Origin of the sequence: Frigoribacterium sp. MCBA15_019 (assembly GCF_001864945.1) — a bacterium.
In the GTDB taxonomy this organism is placed as follows: domain Bacteria; phylum Actinomycetota; class Actinomycetes; order Actinomycetales; family Microbacteriaceae; genus Frigoribacterium.
In genome coordinates this window covers 137,168-153,713 of record NZ_MJGS01000002.1, presented here as the reverse complement: position 1 = coordinate 153,713, position 16,546 = coordinate 137,168, and the positions used below count along the sequence as shown (strand labels likewise).

At 73.1% G+C, this 16,546-nt stretch carries 16 protein-coding genes; 5 read left to right on the top strand and 11 right to left on the bottom strand.

What is annotated here, in order from left to right; genetic code table 11:
- Positions 1–32: 32 nt before the first annotated feature.
- The 3 genes from BIV04_RS05675 to BIV04_RS05665 form a co-directional block, all read right to left on the bottom strand.
- The gene (locus BIV04_RS05675; protein ID WP_083396186.1) at positions 33–1,097 is read right to left on the bottom strand and encodes an aldose 1-epimerase family protein; all 1,065 of its coding nucleotides are present in this window, start codon (positions 1,095–1,097) and stop codon (positions 33–35) included.
- The gene (locus tag BIV04_RS05670) at positions 1,090–2,346 is read right to left on the bottom strand and encodes an FAD-binding protein (protein WP_071255072.1); all 1,257 of its coding nucleotides are present in this window, start codon (positions 2,344–2,346) and stop codon (positions 1,090–1,092) included. Before BIV04_RS05670 ends, BIV04_RS05675 begins: the two co-directional genes overlap by 8 nt.
- Before the next feature lie 74 nt (positions 2,347–2,420).
- Positions 2,421–3,482: an LLM class flavin-dependent oxidoreductase gene (locus tag BIV04_RS05665; RefSeq protein ID WP_071255070.1), complete on the bottom strand. Its 1,062-nt coding sequence runs from the start codon at positions 3,480–3,482 to the stop codon at positions 2,421–2,423.
- Positions 3,483–3,707: 225 nt separating this feature from the next.
- Here BIV04_RS05665 and BIV04_RS05660 point away from each other — a divergent pair, with 225 nt between their 5' ends.
- Positions 3,708–4,187 (top strand): hypothetical protein, encoded by a 480-nt coding sequence (locus BIV04_RS05660; RefSeq protein ID WP_071255068.1) that lies wholly within the window; start codon positions 3,708–3,710, stop codon positions 4,185–4,187.
- An 82-nt stretch (positions 4,188–4,269) separates the two neighbouring features.
- On the opposite strand, the gene BIV04_RS05655 is transcribed toward BIV04_RS05660, so the two are convergent.
- The 4 genes from BIV04_RS05655 to BIV04_RS05640 all read right to left on the bottom strand — a co-directional run bounded on the left by BIV04_RS05655 (position 4,270) and on the right by BIV04_RS05640 (position 8,546).
- The gene (locus BIV04_RS05655) at positions 4,270–5,715 is read right to left on the bottom strand and encodes an NtaA/DmoA family FMN-dependent monooxygenase (RefSeq protein WP_255364172.1); all 1,446 of its coding nucleotides are present in this window, start codon (positions 5,713–5,715) and stop codon (positions 4,270–4,272) included.
- Between the two features lie 167 nt (positions 5,716–5,882).
- Entirely contained in the window at positions 5,883–6,518 is a 636-nt protein-coding gene (locus BIV04_RS05650) for a hypothetical protein (RefSeq protein WP_071255066.1), read from the bottom strand.
- Positions 6,519–6,523: 5 nt separating this feature from the next.
- Positions 6,524–7,471, bottom strand: coding sequence for an aldo/keto reductase (locus tag BIV04_RS05645; RefSeq protein ID WP_071255064.1), 948 nt, complete (start codon positions 7,469–7,471; stop codon positions 6,524–6,526).
- A gap of 100 nt (positions 7,472–7,571) precedes the next feature.
- Complete coding sequence (locus tag BIV04_RS05640) at positions 7,572–8,546, bottom strand: D-isomer specific 2-hydroxyacid dehydrogenase family protein (protein ID WP_218141826.1); 975 nt, start codon at positions 8,544–8,546, stop codon at positions 7,572–7,574.
- 571 nt (positions 8,547–9,117) lie between these two features.
- Here BIV04_RS05640 and BIV04_RS05635 point away from each other — a divergent pair.
- Positions 9,118–10,176 (top strand): magnesium and cobalt transport protein CorA, encoded by a 1,059-nt coding sequence (locus BIV04_RS05635; protein ID WP_054147535.1) that lies wholly within the window; start codon positions 9,118–9,120, stop codon positions 10,174–10,176.
- A gap of 120 nt (positions 10,177–10,296) precedes the next feature.
- Here the strand turns inward: BIV04_RS05635 and BIV04_RS05630 are convergent, their stop codons facing one another.
- The 3 genes from BIV04_RS05630 to BIV04_RS05620 form a co-directional block, all read right to left on the bottom strand.
- Positions 10,297–10,737 carry an OsmC family peroxiredoxin gene (locus BIV04_RS05630; RefSeq protein WP_054147536.1) on the bottom strand — a complete coding sequence of 147 codons (441 nt, stop codon included), beginning with the start codon at positions 10,735–10,737 and terminating at the stop codon, positions 10,297–10,299.
- A 57-nt stretch (positions 10,738–10,794) separates the two neighbouring features.
- A complete protein-coding gene (locus BIV04_RS05625) occupies positions 10,795–11,373 on the bottom strand; it encodes a MarR family winged helix-turn-helix transcriptional regulator (protein WP_071255062.1) in 579 nt (192 codons plus the stop codon).
- A gap of 286 nt (positions 11,374–11,659) precedes the next feature.
- A complete protein-coding gene (locus BIV04_RS05620) occupies positions 11,660–12,220 on the bottom strand; it encodes a CGNR zinc finger domain-containing protein (RefSeq protein ID WP_083396185.1) in 561 nt (186 codons plus the stop codon).
- Between the two features lie 92 nt (positions 12,221–12,312).
- On the opposite strand from BIV04_RS05620, the gene BIV04_RS05615 reads away from it, so the two are divergent.
- The 3 genes from BIV04_RS05615 (at position 12,313) to BIV04_RS05605 (ending at position 15,939) form a co-directional block, all read left to right on the top strand.
- Positions 12,313–13,416, top strand: a complete 1,104-nt coding sequence (locus tag BIV04_RS05615; protein ID WP_083396184.1) for a DMT family transporter — start codon at positions 12,313–12,315, stop codon at positions 13,414–13,416.
- Between the two features lie 55 nt (positions 13,417–13,471).
- Positions 13,472–14,155, top strand: a complete 684-nt coding sequence (locus tag BIV04_RS05610) for a hypothetical protein (RefSeq protein ID WP_071255060.1) — start codon at positions 13,472–13,474, stop codon at positions 14,153–14,155.
- A gap of 263 nt (positions 14,156–14,418) precedes the next feature.
- Positions 14,419–15,939, top strand: a complete 1,521-nt coding sequence (locus BIV04_RS05605; RefSeq protein WP_071255058.1) for a serine hydrolase — start codon at positions 14,419–14,421, stop codon at positions 15,937–15,939.
- A 31-nt stretch (positions 15,940–15,970) separates the two neighbouring features.
- Here BIV04_RS05605 and BIV04_RS05600 read toward each other — a convergent pair whose 3' ends face one another.
- Positions 15,971–16,540 carry a manganese efflux pump MntP family protein gene (locus BIV04_RS05600; RefSeq protein ID WP_071255057.1) on the bottom strand — a complete coding sequence of 190 codons (570 nt, stop codon included), beginning with the start codon at positions 16,538–16,540 and terminating at the stop codon, positions 15,971–15,973.
- Positions 16,541–16,546: the final 6 nt, after the last annotated feature.

Here is a 16,546-nt window from a genome sequence, read left to right as displayed (position 1 = left end):
GTGTCGTGCCGGTTCGGGGGTGTCAGGCCGCGCTAGAACGCGGCGATGGTCCAGCTGGCCGTGTGGGCCTCGCCCGGAGCGAGCAGCACGAGGTCGTCGCCCGAGTTGAACGCGTCCGGCGGGCAGGTCATCGGCTCGACGGCCAGGCCGACCCGGTCGTTCTCGGGCTCGGGGCGGTCGGCGGTGTGCACCTGCACCCAGGGCAGCTCGGCACCCCAGGACATGGTGACGCCGTGCCCGTCGCGCGCGGTGACCGTGGCGGTGACCCGCGCCTCCTGACCGGGGCCGTCCGGGCCGTCGCCACCGTCGGCGCCGTCGACCGGGGCGAACGCGAGGTCGGTGAACGCGTGGTCGACGAAGAGGTCGCCGATCGGGTGCCCGTCGCGGAAGTCGAAGCCGTCGCGATCGCCGACCGGCCGCGTGCCGACGGGCACGAGGCGGTCCTCGGTCACCTCGAGGTAGCTCGCGGCGGGCAGCGCGAACGACCAGTCGTCGACACGGCCTTCGCCGGCGACGAGGTAAGGATGCGGAGCGGTGCCGTACGGGGCGACGCCCGTCCCGGCGTTGCGGGCCGTGACGGTCGTGGTGAGCCCGTCCTCGCCCAGCTCGTAGACGACCGAGAGCGCCAACCGCCAGGGGTAGCCGTCGCTCGGCACGAGCACGAACGAAGCCGAGGCCCGCGCGGCCTGGGCCTGGTCGATCGTCCAGTCGGCCCAGTGGGCCAGGCCGTGCAGGGCGTGGCCGCGTTCGACCTCGTTGAGCGGCAGCTGGTGCTCGACCCCGTCGCGCTCGTAGCGCCCGTCGGTCACGCGGTTGGGCCAGGGGGCGAGCAGGGCACCGCGGAATCCGGGCCGCACCTCGTCGGCGGCGAACGGCACCACCAGGTCGCGACCCTCGAAGGTGAGGGTGCGCAGCGTGGCGCCGACACCGGCGACCTCGGCCCGGTAACCGGCCCGCTCGAGCACGACCTGCGCGCCCGAGACCGGCACCGGCGACGTGACGAGCCTCGCGGTCGGCGGGGCACCCGGCGCGGGCTCGACGACGGGGGGCGTGCTGCCGGGCGGCGGCACGGGGGCGACGGGGGCGGGCTCAGACATGCGCGGGCTCTCCGAGGACGGATGCGGACAGGAACGGGTTGCGGAAGCGCCCCTCGGGGTCGACGGACTCGACGTGGGCGGCGAAGTCACCGAGACGCGGGAACACCCGGCGCAGCTCGGCGTGCGTGGCGGTCGAGACCTTGCCCCAGTGCGGGCGGGCGTCGAACGCGCCGAGCACCCGCTCGATCTCGGGCAGGACGGCGAGCACCTCGTCGGGACGCCGGTGCCAGGTGAAGTGGAAGGCCACGCTCTGACGTCCACCGCTCGGGCTGATCCACGCGTCGTCGGGGGCGATCGTGCGGATCTCGCTGACCATCAGCACGTCGGCGAAGGTGTGCGCGATGCCCCGGAGCCCCTCGATCGCGGCCGCGGCGTGCTCGGCGGGGATCAGGAACTCGCTCTGGATCTCTTCGCCGGCGCTCGGCGTGAAGTCGAACCGGAAGTGCGGCAGGCGGTCGAGCCAGGGACCGGCCACGCCGCCCTGCTGCGTCACGGCCGCGGTCTCGGCCCCGGGGATCATGTGCTTGGTGGCGTCGGCCCGCACCGCACCGAGCTCGCGGAGGTCGAGACCGACCTCGTCGCCGACCCGGTGCTTCGACCAGACCTGGTCGACCCCGTCGCCGTCGTACCGCGTGAAGAAGCTCAGGCTGTAGGCGCCGGCGAGCACGGCGTCGAGGTGCTCGAGGGCGGCCGCCCAGGGCAGGTGTTCGTGGATGGTCTGCTCGACGTCGAAGGTCGGCACGGTGTCGAGTTCGAGGGTCGTGACGACGCCCACGGAGCCGAGCGAGACGACGGAGGCGCCGAACGCGTCGTCGCCGCGGCGGACGGTCTCGAGGCTGCCGTCGGCGCGCACGAGCTCGACGGCGCGGACGCCCGCCGACAGGGCGGGGTTGCCGACGCCGGAGCCGTGGGTGCCGGTCTGGACCGCACCGGCGACCGAGATGTGCGGCAGCGAGGCGAGGTTGTGCAGGGCGAGGCCGTGACGCTGCAGCTCGCCCGCGAGGGCGGCGTGCGTCGTGCCCGCACCGACGCGGACCGTGCCGGCGGCCGAGTCGATCTCGACGGGGGTGACGAGGGCGTCGAGCGAGACGAGGGTGCCGTCGGTGTCGGCGGCGCGGTTGAACGAGTGACGCGAGCCCAGGGCCTTGACGCGACGGCTGCCGGTGACGACGTCACGCAGCTCGTCGAGGCTCGTGGGGCGACGCAGGTCGGTCGTCGAGTACTCGACGTTGGCGGCCCAGTTCTGCATGGAGACTCCTTCGGCTCGGGGTGCTGCGTCGAGTCTAGGCGAGCGGCCCGACGGTGAGTGAGCGCTCACTCGGTTCAGGCGAGGGCCTGCCAGCCGAGGAGGGGGCCGAGGCGCTCGGCGGCGTCGGTCAGCACCTGCGTGTACTCGGCGAGGCCGAAGTCGAACGGCAGCTCGACGATGAGGTCGTCGACCTCGCGCATCGCGGCGTTCTCGTGGAGCTGCTTGGCGATCCACTCGGACGGGCCGACCAGGTCGCGGTCGAACATCATGCCTCGGGGACCGTGGGCCACGGTGGTGCGGTCGCGACGGGAGGACGCGTAGGCCTCGTACGCCGCACGCTGCTCGGCGGTGGCCGTGTCGGTGGGCAGGACGACCGCGCCCTTGGCGACCCGCGCCTCCTGACCCGAGGGGTGGGCCGCGCGGAAGGCGCGGATCTGCTCGAGCTGCGACGCGGCGAAGCGCGTGGGCTCGATCGGCCCGGGCCCGCCGGCGAAGCTGACGTTGCTGATCAGCATGCCGAGGCCCTGCCGGCCCGCCCACTCGGCCGAGCGCGGGCTGCCCGCGCCGTACCAGACGCGGTCGGCGAGACCGGGGCTCTGCGGCTGCACCCGCCCGGTGTAGACCTCTATGCCCTCGGTGCCCTCGAACGCGCTGACCTGCTCGCCCCGCACGAGCGAGAGGAACTTCTCGACCCGGCCGTACGAGAAGTCCTGGTGGTCGGCGGCGTCGCCGTAGAGGTGCGGGGCGATCTCGTCGTAGCCGCGGGGTTCGCCGACGCTGACGCCGAGCTGCAGTCGGCCGCGCGAGAGCACGTCGACCGTGCCCCAGTCCTCGGCGAGCCGGAACGGGTTCTCCCAGCCGAGCGGCATCACGGCCGTGCCGAGGGTCAGGCGCGAGGTGCGCTGCGCCGCGGCCGAGAGGAACGCGACGGGCGACGAGATGCCGAACTGGAGGTGCCGCGTGCGGGTCCAGCCGCCGTCGAGGCCCAGCGCCTCGGCCCGCTCGAACAGCTCGAGCCCCTGCTCGAGGCCGACGGTCGGGTCGTCGCCCTCGAAGGCGCCGATGGTGAGGAAGCCGAGACGGCGAAGCGGCCTCGCGGCGGCGGACGGGGCGGGCGACGAGGAGGCGGTGGTCACCGTCCGAGCCTAACCAGACGACGCGAGGTCCCCGGCCGGTGTCCCCCGGCCCGTGTCCCCCGATCCGCGTCCCCCGGACTGGGGACCGCCCCACCCCCGTACTGGGTGGCCGTGCCCTGTTGTCCCCCGGGCCGGGGTGCGGTTCGCTGGACGGAGCCGTTCGAGAGTCACGTCGACGACGACACGACCACGCACGACACCACGACTTCAGGGGAACAGACCACGATGGACACCGCAGAGCCCGACACCGGACGCCCGGGCCCGACCGACCCGTCGGACGCCGCGACCGCGCTCGACCCCACGACGACCGTCGGGGCCGCCCCGGCGACGTCGACCCGCCCGGCGCGCCTCCGCCGCGAACGCACCACCCGCCTGCGGCGACCCGCCACCTTCGTGCTGTCCTGGCTCGACCTGCCGAACGACGGCAGCGAACCCACGCTGCCCCTCGGCACCTGCCTGGTGCTCCGCACGGTCGGACGACCCGCGCGCGACGTGCTCGTGGACCTGCCCGGCGGGCCCGTCCGTGGTCGCGACAAGCTGCGCCCCGGGGCCCCGCTCGGCATCGCGACCCCCGTCGAGCTCGACGCGGTGGTCGCCCTCGGCACCGTCTTCGTCGAGTGGTCGGACGCCCGGGGCGTCAGCCGGACCACGTGGCTCCGCGTCCCGCCGGTGCCGGCGCGATACCGCAGCCCCGCCGCTCACTGACCACGTCGGTGTGACGAGCTGAGCCCGGTCGCTCACCGGAAGGACGCGAGCGACGCATCGGGCCGCGCCGCGCCTCCCGGGCTCAGCGGCGGTAGGCCGCCGCCGGGTGCGTCTCGGGCAACCGGGGCCCACCGCCGGTCAGCCGCTCGCGCAGCGTCTCGCCGGGCACGTACGCCTCGCGCAGTCGACCGCGACGACGCAGCTCGGGCACGACCAGCTCGACGAAGTCGGTCAGCGTGTCGAACGAGTGGTACTGGCGCAGGTTGATGCCGTCGATGCCCTCGTCGTCGAGCCAGCGCTCGACGGCGTCCGCCACGACCGTCGGGGTGCCGGCGACGAAGAACGTGCCGCCCCAGGCCTCGTCGACCGAGTCGATCAGCTGGCCCACCGTGATGTCGAGCGGCAGCGCGGCGGCTCCCGGGTGGTCGAGCCGCCCCTCGGCCTCGAGCGCCTCGCGCACGGTGCGGTCGCGGGGGTGGGACGGGGCGTCGAACGGGATGCTGCGGTGGATCAGCTTGCCCTGCTCGCTGGCGAACGAGCGGTAGAGCGCGAGCTTCTCGGCGACGACCTCGTCGGTCTCGCCCGTGATGACGCCGGCCTGCACGATGAACGACACGTCGTCGGCGGAGCGTCCGGCCGCGACGGCCGCCTCGCGCGTGGCGGCGCCGACCGCCTTGACGGCGGGCCCGCCGGTGAAGACGACCTCGGCGTTGCGGGCCGCCTGCTCGACGCCCTTCGGCGACGCGGTGGCCAGGAAGAGCACGGGGGTGCGCTGCGGCGACGGCTCGCTGAGGTGCGGACCGGCGACCCGGAAGTGCTCGCCGACGTGGTCGATCGCGTGCACCTTGGCCGGGTCGGTGTAGACGCCCGAGCCGGGCTCGAGCCCGTCGGCGGTGGGGTCGGCGACGACGGCGTCGTCCTCCCACGAGCCCTCCCACAGCTTGTAGAGCACGTCGAGGTACTCGGCGGCACGGGCGTAGCGCTCGGCCTTGGGGATCTCGGCGTCGAGGCCGAAGTTGCGCGCGGCGTTCGGCAGGTACGACGTCACGACGTTCCAGCCGACGCGCCCCTTCGTGAGGTGGTCGAGGGTCGACATGCGGCGCGCGAAGGCGAACGGCGGCTCGTAGCTGGTCGAGAACGTGATGCCGAAACCGAGGTGCTCGGTCACCGCGGCCATGGCCGGCACGACCATCATCGGGTCGTTGTTCGGCGCCTGGATGCCCTCGAGCAGGGCCGGCGCCGGGCTGTCGCCGAACACGTCGTAGGCGCCCAGCACGTCAGCGATGAAGATCGCGTCGAAACCGCCGCGTTCGGCCAGGCGGGCCAGCTCGAGCCAGTACGCCAGGTCTTTGTACTCGCTGCGGTGGTTGTGGGGCAGCCGCCAGAGACCGTGCGTGATGTGCCCGACGCAGTTCATCTCGAAGAGGTTGAGGATCAGCTTCTTCTTCGTGGCGGCGGCCCCCGCGTCGACGGCGACGGAGGGGACGGAGGCGGACGGGACGGGCGCGGGGGTGTCTGCGGTGCTCACGCGTCCTACTGTGCCGCACCGCGCCTCCTCGTCCACCGGGCGGTGACGCCGTGTTGCACTGCGGGAAGGGCCGGGCGGCACCACACCGCACCGCGTTTCGTGCACGACACCGCGACGAGACGAGGTGCGGTGCACGGAACGCGGTGCGGTGCGGGACGGTGCGGTGGTCAGCGCTCGCGGATCGTGGTGGTCACGTCGACGAGGCTGGGATCGGCGGGCGCCGAGCCGAAGCCGAACCGCACCGGCGGGTCGAGCGGGGCCAGCGCCCCGAGAGCGCGGCCGTCGAGACGGGCGTCGACCGCGACGATGCGACGGGCCAGCGTCACGCCGTAGTACTCGCGACGGCCGCCACCGGCCGTGCCCGCCGTGCGGGCACCCCGCACGATCAGTCGTGCGACCGGGTCGATCAGCGTGAGCCAGCCGGGCCGGGTCGCGAACGCCCGGGGCACGAGCCGCAGCAGCCGGCCGAGCGGCGACACGGGCCCGATCTCGAGCGACAGGTCGAGCACGTCGCCGCCCGCGTCGTCGGAGCCGGCCGAGACCCGCAGCGTCCGGTCGACGCCACGCCACGAGACGGGCTGCACCCGCACCTCGTCGAACGTGTAGGTCGACGAGACGTAGTCGGCGACGGCCTGCGAGGGTGCCAGCAAGGTGCGGTGGCCGTCGGCGTCCTCGACCATCACGTCGACGAAGCGGCCGAGTGGCGAACGGTTCCACAGTCCGACGACGACGCGCGTGCCGGACTCGGTGCCGAAGCCGGCGATGCGTCCGTGGAACCGCTGGTCGGGAGTCGTGCTGCCCATCGTCGCTACTCGGCCACCCGGGCCGAGACGGTCTCGAGGGCGGCGAGCTCGTCGGCGCTGAGGGCCACGCTCGCGCTGGCCAACAGCGCGGGCAGCTGCTCGAGGGTGCGGGCGCTGGCGATGGGGGCGACGACGCGGGGCTGGGCCTGCAGCCAGGCGAGGGCGATCGTGGCGATCTCGACCTGGTGGGCGCTCGCGATGTCGCGCAGGGCGGCCACGACGTCGAGCCCTTCGTCGCTGAAGTAGCCCTCGATGTTGCCACTGCGCGCCCCGGCGATGTCGTCGCGGGTCTGGTACTTGCCGGTCAGGAAGCCCGCGGCGAGCGAGAAGTACGGCGTGACGCCGAGCTGGTTCAGGGCGGCGAGCGGAGCCAGGTCGCGCTCGTAGGCCTTCCGGGTCACGAGGTTGTAGTGCGGCTGGAGGGCGACCGGGGCCGCGAAGCCCTCGCGACGGGCGATCTCGACCCACTCGGTGATGCGCTCGGGCGAGAAGTTCGAGATGCCGACGTGCCGCACCTTGCCGGCCTTCTGCAGCGCGTCGAAGGCCCCGAGGGTCTCGGCGAGGTCGTCGCCGGTGTCGAAGTGCGCCCAGTACAGGTCGATGTGGTCGGTCTGCAGGCGGGTGAGCGAGGCGTCGGCGGCGGCCGCGACGTTGGCGGCTCCGAGCCCGGGGAACTCGGGGTGCTGGCTGACCTTCGTGCCGAGGACGACCTGGTCGCGACGCGAGGCGCCGCCCTGGGCGAGCCAGGTGCCGATGACCGTCTCGGACTCGCCGCCCGAGTTGCCGTCGGCCCAGGCCGAGTACACGTCGGCCGTGTCGACGAAGTTGCCGCCGCCGGCGACGAAGGCGTCGAGCACCGAGTGCGACTCGGCCTCGTCGCTGGTCCAGCCGAAGGTGTTGCCGCCGAGGGCGAGGGGGAAGACGTCGAGGTCGGATGTACCGATGAGGGGCATGCGGGGGTTCCTTTCGCGAACGTCGCGTCGGGTCGGCGCGGCGACTACCCAGGTCTAACGCGTCGGGGGTGGGTTCGTTCCCAGGTCGGCGGCCGGCGGGTCAGTAGCCCTGCTCGACGTCGACGACGCCCTCGGGGTCGCCGCCCTCGGACAGCGCCCGGATGTTCGCCTCGACGCGGGCCTGGAAGAGCGGCTCGGTCATCGCGTTCGTGTTGGCCTGGTGCGGGGTGATCAGGGCACGGGGCTCGGCCCACAGCGGGTGGCCGTCGGGTAGCGGCTCGGGATCGACGACGTCGAGGCCCGCCGCCCCGATCCGCCCCTCGGCGAGCGCCGTGACGAGCGCGTCGGTGTCGACGAGCGGCCCGCGGGCGATGTTGACCAGCACGGCCGTGTCCTTCATGGCGGCGAACTCGTCGGCGCCGAGCAGGCTGCGGGTGCCGCCGGTGAGTGCCGCGGCGACCACGACGACGTCGCTGGTCGGCAGCACCTCGGCCAGACGGTCGACCGTGATCGTGCGGGCGGCGCCCGGGACGTCCTCGTCGGTGCGGCGGACCATCGTCACCTCGACGTCGAACGGCTGCAGAAGGCGCAGCAGCTCGGTGCCGATGCCGCCGGCCCCGACGATGGTGACGGTCGCCCCGTTCAGCGAGATGCCGCGCTGCTCGCGTTCCCACGAGGAGGCGCGGGCCCTGATCTGCAGGGAGCGCAGGGTCGCCAGCGTCAGCGCCAGTGCGTGCTCGGCCACGGGTGCGCTGTAGGCGCCCTTGGCACTGGTGAAGGTGAGTCCGTCGCGGGCGGTGGCCTGCATGGTCTCGACGTAGGCGTCGACGCCGGCGCTCGGCAGCTGCACGATGCGGATGCCGGGGTGCTGCTCGATCGCGGATCGCAGTTCGGCCTGGTCGACGCGGCCGCCGAGGACGATCATCTCGGTCTCGTCGCCGAGCTGGACCAGGCGGGCGTCGGTCGCGTCCACCGCCCGCTTCGCGGGCGCGACGCCCCAGGCGTCGCCCGACGCCCCCTCGGAGTCGGCGATGGCGGCGGTGGCGGGAAGGACGGTGACGGCGACGGTGCTCATCGATCCACCGTATCGATCCGGTCACGAAAGCGACTCAGGCTCGTGTCCTGGTCGTCACGGTGGCAGAGTGACGCCGTCTGCAGGTCGCGAAACCCGATCGTGGACGCGGGAGGCACGGGTCAACGGCGACACGCGCCTCCTTCCCTCCGGCTCCCCCGGACGCCCGGCGGCCACCGGTCGACCCCGGGTGCCCGCAGGGGTACGCTGTCCCACGGCCCAGGCGGGCCCACGGCCCCACCGGGCCCGGCGGCAGCACGACGGAAGGCAGGTGAGCGGCGATGGCTGGTGACAGTACTGGCGCCCCGCGGCATCCCTCCGTGGTCGCGCCGTCCGCCCCGCTCGTCTGAGCACCGGGCCCGACCGACCACGAGCGATGCCCACGGGCACCGACGTCTCCCGTCGACGCACGTCGTCGACGACTCAGCACCCCCCGGTGTCGCGTCGTCGCCCGTGTGCGTCGGCCCGGCCCCACCGCACACCCGCCGTCCGCACGGCTGTCGTGACCACCACCCGGCACGACCCCGTCCCTCGACGGACGGTCGTCGCACCACGAACGGCAGGAGCGCAGACCATGGCACTCATCGACAACGGCATCTACGTCGCGGGGCACCGCACCGACAGCCCGGCGAACCTCGACGAGACGTTCGAGCTGCTGCACGAACACCAGGGCATGGCCTGGATCGGCCTCTACCGCGCGGACCCCGACGAGGTGCGCTCGATCGCGCAGGAGTTCGAGCTGCACCCGCTCGCCGTCGAGGACGCGCTCAAGGGTCACCAGCGCGCGAAGCTCGAACGCTTCGGCGAGACGCTCTTCGTCGTGCTGCGCTCGGCCCGCTACCTCGACGCCGAGGAGACGGTCGAGTTCGGCGAGGTGCACGTGTTCGTCGGCCCGGGCTTCGTCATCACGATCCGGCACGCCGAGAACCCCGACCTCGGCCGGGTGCGCCGCCGCCTCGAGTCGAACCCCGAGCTGCTCGCGCTCGGCCCCGAGGCCGTGCTCTACGCCGTGCTCGACCAGGTGGTCGACGGATACGGCCCGGTCGTCGCCGGCATCGAGAAGGACATCGACGAGATCGAGGACGAGCTCTTCGGCGGCGACCCCGAGGTGTCACGGCGCATCTACGAGCTGCTGCGCGAGGTGATCAGCTTCCAACGCGCGACGAGCCCGCTGCGCGGCATGCTCGAGAACCTGCTGCGCGGGTCGGACAAGTACGGCGTCGACGTCGAGCTGCAGCGCTCGCTGCGCGACGTGCTCGACCACGTGCTGCGGATCGGCGAGCGCGCCGACACCTTCCGCGCGCTGCTCGAGAACGCCCTGACGGTGCACTCGACGCTCGTCACCCAGGCGCAGAACGACGAGATGCGACGCCTGTCCGAGGCCGGGCTCGCCCAGAACGAGGAGACCCGGCGCCTGTCGGAGGTCGGCCTGCAGCAGAACGACGAGGTCAAGAAGATCTCGGGCTGGGCGGCCATCCTGTTCGCCCCGACCCTGGTCGGCGGCGTCTACGGCATGAACTTCGACAACATGCCCGAGCTGCACTGGCAGTTCGGCTACCCGATGGCGGTCGCCGCGATGGTCGCGGTCGGCGCGAGCATCTGGGGCGTCTTCAAGTGGAAGAAGTGGCTCTGACGCGGTCGGGGTGCTGACGGCGTCGCGCCGTCGGGCCGGTGATGCGGAGAACGCAGGAGGTGCGGGTCGGGTGACCCGCGCCTCCTGCGTTCTCGAGGGGTGCGGTGCTGCGGCTCGGGCCTAGGCCTCGAGCGCGGCGTCGAGGGTGATCTCGACGCCGGTGAGGGCCTTCGAGACCGGGCAGGTCTCTTTGGCGTTCTGGGCGGCCTCGAGGAAGGCGGCCTCGTCGATGCCGGAGACCTCGCCGCGGACGGTGAGGGCGATGCCGGTGAGCTTGAAGCCGCCGGCCGAGTCCGGGCCGAGCGAGACGTCGGCCTTGACGTCGAGGGCCTCGACGGTGCCGCCGGCCTGGCCGAGGACGGCCGAGAACTGCATCGCGTAGCAGGCCGAGTGGGCCGCGGCGAGCAGCTCTTCGGGGCTGGTGGCGCCGTTGGCGTCGTCGGCGGCACGCTTCGGGAACGACACGTCGTAGGTGCCGAGCTTGGAGCTCGACAGTTCGACCTGGCCTTCGCCGGTCTCGAGGCTGCCGTTCCAGGCGGTGCGTGAGGTGCGAGTGGGCATGTGGTGCTCTCTTTCGATGGGGAGGGGGTGCGGTATGCGGTGGGTCGGTGGGGCGGGTCAGGAGGGGGTCGGGGCCGGCGCCGGTGCGGGTGCGGGTGCCGGTGCCGGTGCCGGTGCCGCGGGGGGCGTCGGGCCGGACGCGTCCGCCAGCACGGCGGTGTTGGCCAGGGCGGCGGTGTTCGCCCGGACGGCTGCCGCTAGCGAGGCGATGTCACCACGCAGTGCCTGCAGGTCGTCGAGGTCGAGCCCGGTCGCGCCGCAGATGAGGTCGGGGAACCCGGCGGCCCGGGCACGGAGGGCGTGACCGGCCTCGGTGAGGGCGACCTCGACCGAGCGCTCGTCGGCGGCGGACCGCGTGCGGGTGACGATGCCCTGCACCTCGAGGCGCTTGAGTAGGGGCGACAGGGTGCCGGACTCGAGCTGTAGCTCGTGGCCGAGCGCCGAGACGGTCGTCGCGCCCCTCTGCCAGAGGACGAGCAGGACGAGGTACTGCGGGTACGTCAGATTCAGTGGAGCCAGCAGGTCACGGTACCGAGCGGTGACGGCCCGCGACGCGGTGTAGAGCGCGAAGCAGATCTGCTCGTCGAGACCCGAGACGGGGCCCGGGGTCGTCGCGGTGTCGGCTGCTGCGGTCATGAGGACGACACTAGCACATCGTGCACGATTGAGTTGTGCACAACTTAACGGGCGCTGCGAGGTCAGGCGCGCCTCCCCCGTTGTTCCCCTTCGCTTGATCCGGTACGTGACGGATCGAGCTTTTCGCCCCCCTGGAAGCTTCTGGTCTTGATCCGGTACGTAACGGATCACGCTTTTCGGCCCGGCAGGAGGGCGCGGCGGGGCAGAGCGGGGCGGGTCAGCGCGGGGCAGGGTCGGAGCGGGGCGGGGTCGGAGCGGGTCAGCGCGGCGCGCGGCAGGGGGCGGGTCAGCCCGGGGCAGGGTCGGCCCGGCGCTCCCGGAAGGCGATCATGTTGACGCGGTTGCCGCAGCGGACGCTGCAGAACCGCTTCGAGCCGTTTCGCGACAGGTCGACGAAGACCCCGTCGCAGTCGTCCGCCGCACAGGCCCGCAGTCGGCCGGTCTCGTCGGTGCGGATCACGTCGACCAGGGCGAGCGCGGACTCGACGCGGATGCGGTCGGCGAGAGGTGCGTCGTCGCTCGTCGCGTGCAGGTGCCAGTCGAGGGCGTCGTGCCGCACGAGCCGGGGCGACGAGACGCTGTCGGCCAGCATGCGGTTGACCTCGGCGGCGAGCAGGTCGCGTTCGAGGGTCCAGATGCGTCGCAGCTCGGCCCGGACGCCCTGCACCGAGGCCAGCTCGGCGTCGTCCCGGTCGAAGCGGCCCGAGAAGGCGAACGAGTCGAGCAGGGCCTTCAGCTCGGCCCGGGTCGAGAGCTCGTCGTCGCCGGATCGGCTCGCCCCGGCACCGGTGTTGACCAGGGCGACGTTGAACTCGAGGACGTCTTCTGTGTCAGGGGCGAAATGCAAGTTGACTCCTTGTCAGAGGCGGTCGTACGCTCGCGACAGAAGCGGCGCGTCACCACCCATTGTGCACGACGGCCCTGACAGAAGGAGTCCTCGTGAGCACCGGTGCGACCACGACCACGTCCACGACGACACCCCTCGCCGCAGGGCGCCCCGCCTCGACCACCGCGGGCCTGCTCGTCGCGCTGCTCGCCGCTGCGTCGTTCGGCTTCTCCGGGCCCTTCGTCAAGCCGCTGCTCGAATCGGGGTGGAGTCCCGTGGCCGCCGTCACCGTCCGCGCGCTGATCGGCGGGGTGGTGCTCGCACCCGTCGCCCTCGTCGTCCTCCGCGGTCGGCTCGGCCCGATCTGGCGGGCCCGCTGGCGCGTGCTCGGCATGGCCGTGATCGGCGTCGCCGGCACCCAGGTCTTCTACTTCGCCGCGGTCGTGCGCATCCCGGTCGGCACCGCGATCCTCGTCGAGTACCTCGCCCCGCTGCTGCTCGTCGGAGTGGCCTGGGCGACCACGCGGCGCGTGCCGCAGGTCGTGGTGCTCGTGGGCTCCGCGATCGCCTTCGCGGGCCTCCTGCTGGTCGTCGCCCCGAGCGGCGGCGTGGCGCTCGACCCCGTCGGGCTCGCTCTGGCCGGTGCGGCCATGGTCTGCTGTGCCGCGTACTTCGTGATCGCCGCCCGACCGAGCGGCGACCTGCCCCCGGTCGCGCTGGCGGCGTCGGGCCTGCTCTTCGGCGCCGCCCTCCTCGGACTGCTGGGGCTGACCGGTCTCGTGCCGTTCACGACCTCCGCGGCCGACGTGCCCCTGTTCGACGCGGTCGTGCCGTGGTGGGTGCCGATGCTGGTGGTCGGCGTCGTCGCCACGGCCGTCGCCTACGCCACGAGCATCACGGCCAGCAGCATGCTCGGCTCGCGCCTGGCGTCGTTCGTCGGCCTGCTCGAGGTGGCGGCCGCCGCGCTCTACGCCTGGCTGCTGCTCGGCGAGGCCCTCACCCCGCTGCAGCTCGGAGGCGGCCTGCTGATCGTCGTCGGCATCGGCTTCGTCCGGGCCGAGCGCACCCGCGAGGCCGTCGTCGTGGCGGACGCGGTAGCCGAGACGGCCCTCGCGGACGCGGTGGCCGAGGCGCCTGCCGCCGACACGCTGCCCGCGGCGTCCGGAGCCGCCTCAGGGGGCCGAGGGGCCATGGCGGACCCGACCCGCGCCTCCTGAACTCCGCCGCGCAGCGACGGCTGCGTCTCGGCGCCCAGGGTGCGAGCATGGGGCGGTGGACTTCGCCGAGAACGCCAGCCTGCACGACCTCCCGCGCCCGGGCACGCCCTCCCAGATCGCGGCGGCGTTCGGTCGCCCCGTCCACACGTTCGTCGAGCAGCCCCGCCTCGATCTCACGCAGCCCAGCACGATCGCGCACGACGACGTGCTGGACACCGTCGCCCTCAACTACGTGTTCGTCGCCGACCCGTCCGACCCCGAGGCCCCGTCCAACCTGGTCGAGAACGTCGCCGAGATCGACGGCCACCTGGCGGATGCCCTGGCCGCCGACCAGCCGGAATGGTTCCTGGCCGGGCTGCGGGCGTTCCGGTACCCGATGCTGTGGGAGGCGGTGGTCACCACGGTCGCGCCCGACGACCCGGAACGGTCGGGCGAACGCGATTCCGTGGAGGAACATCTCGCTCGGCACGTCAACCACGTGCTGATCAACACGGCCGAGGGGCGGAGCACCCGACCCGACGGCGCCATGCCCGTGCTGGACGCCCCCGTGACCGCCCGGCATGCGCAGCCGGGAGAGGCGCTCGTCGTCGACGGGGTCGAACACGACGCCGTGCTGATCGACACCGATCCCGACCTGGTCGGCTGGGGCGCCGAGGTCGACGGCTCGATCGTGCTCGTGGTGCTGCCACGGGACCTCGTGCCGCTGGTCGACCTGCGCTTGACGTCCCTGGCGACCTGACCCGCGCCTCCTCGGCTTCCCTCCCCCACCGCCACCCCGCGGGCGCCCTACGGCGGCAAGGCGTCGGGTTCGACCTACCCCGGGGGCGCTCGGCGGGCCAAACCCGACCTGCCAGAGCCCGGGCGGCGTACCGAACCCGACAAAACGCGTGCGACACGCCGCTCGCCACCGTCCATGACTAGGCTCGCGCTGGCAGTTGTCGCGATGTGCACACGGGGGCCGGGCGAGGCCGAGTGAACCGGGGGCGGGCATAGGGTCGAGGGGTGACTCCGACGACGCTGCCGCGCAGCACGCCCTCCGCCCAGAACGTCGACGCGGCGGGCATCTCCGCCTTCGTCGACGCCCTCGAGACCACCGCCGGCGTCGAGCCGCACAGCATCATGCTGCTGCGCCACGGGCAGGTCGTCGCCGAGGGCTGGTGGGCTCCGTACTCGGCCGACCGCGCGCACCTGCTCTACTCGCTGAGCAAGAGCTTCACCTCGTCGGCGGTCGGGTTCGCCGTCGCCGAGGGGCTGATGGGGCTCGACGACACCGTGCTCGGCCACTTCCCCGAGCTCGACGCCGAGGTGACCGACCCGCGCAGCCGGTCGATGCGCGTCCGACACGTGCTCGCGATGGCCAGCGGACACCGCGCCGAGACCCTCGACCGGGCGCTCGCCGTCGACCCGGTCGACGTCGTCCGCGGCTTCCTGCTCACCCCGCCCGACGACGAGCCCGGCACCGTGTTCGCGTACAACCAGCCGTGCACCTTCGCCGCCGGCGCGATCGTGCAACGCGTCACGGGCCAGTCGCTCAGCGAGTACCTGCGCCCCCGCCTGCTCGACCCGCTCGGCATCGGCGAGGTCGGCTGGCAGCGTGACGAGTCCGGCCGCGAACTCGGCTTCAGCGGACTGCACGCCACGACCCACGCGATCGCCGCCCTCGGCCAGCTGTACCTGCAGCAGGGCGAGTGGGACGGCACGCAGCTGCTGCCGCGCGAGTGGGTCGCCGAGGCCACGCGCTCGCACGTCTCGAACGCGGGCGAGTCGAACCCCGACTGGGCCCAGGGCTACGGCTTCCAGTTCTGGATGGCCCGCCACGGCTACCGCGGCGACGGCGCGTACGGCCAGTTCGCCGTGGTGCTGCCCGAGCACGACGTCGTGCTCGCCCTGACCGGCCAGTCGCTCGACATGCAGGCCGTGCTCGACGCGGCGTGGGCCCACCTGCTGCCCGTCTTCGGCACGGACGCGGCTCGCATCGGCGACGCCGCGGCCGACGACTCGCTGGCGACCCGCCTCGCCGACCTGACACTGCCCGGGGTGGCCGGTCCGACCGAGCACGACGCCGCACCGGTCCGACCGGCAGCCGAGGAGGCGCGGGTCGGCGACCAGCACTCCCCCGGCACCGAGCGACTCGTCTCGTTCACCGCGGCCGACGGCAACGACCAGCCCAGCCTCAGCGTGGTCGAACTGCGCGCCTCGGCCGACGCCGCGACGACGCTCACCCTTGTCGAGGGCGACTCCCGTCTGGTGGCCCGCGTCGAGGCCGAGGACTGGGTCGTCACCGACGGGTCCGACGACGGCTCCCGTGAGGGCGTCGGTGTCGGCGACCACCCGGCTGCGACACCGGTCGCCGCGAGCGCCACCCGGTCGGCGGACCTGCTGCACGTCGACCTCGTCTTCGTCGAGACGCCGCACCGCCTGCACCTCACGCTCGACGAGGCCGACGCGACCTTCACGGCCCTGTGGGAGACCCAGCCGCTGCACGCGCCTCGACTGGCCGAACTGCGCATGCCGCGCGACTGACGCAGCGGCGCACACCGAACGCGGCGCGGACTCAGCCGAGGACGCCCGTGTGCTCGAGGACGATGTTCACGCCGATCAGGATCAGGATCACGCCGCCGGCGATCTCGGCCGGCTTGCCGAACCTCGCACCCACCCGGCGCCCGACCAGCACGCCGACGAAGGTCAGCACGGCGGTCGTCACGCCGATCAGCAGGATCGCCCAGCCGATCGACACCGGCAGGAACGCCAAGGTCACACCGACCGCGAGGGCGTCGATGCTGGTCGCGACGGCCAACACGGCCAGTTCGCGGAGGTTCAGCCGGTCGGTGTCCTTCTCCCGGTCCTCGTGCGACGAGAACGCCTCGTAGAGCATCTTGCCGCCGATCAGGGCGAGCAGGCCGAGGGCGACCCAGTGGTCGAACGGCGCGATGTACTGCGCGAAGGTCGAGCCGAGCAGCCAGCCCAGCAGCGGCATCAGCGCCTGGAACGCACCGAACGTGAGCGCGATGACGACCGCGTGGCGTGCGCTGAAGCGCGTCATGTGCAGGCCCTTGCCGAGGGCGACGGCGAAGGCGTCCGCGGAGACGCCGAGCGCGATGAGGAAGAGGGCCCAGAACGACATGGGGGC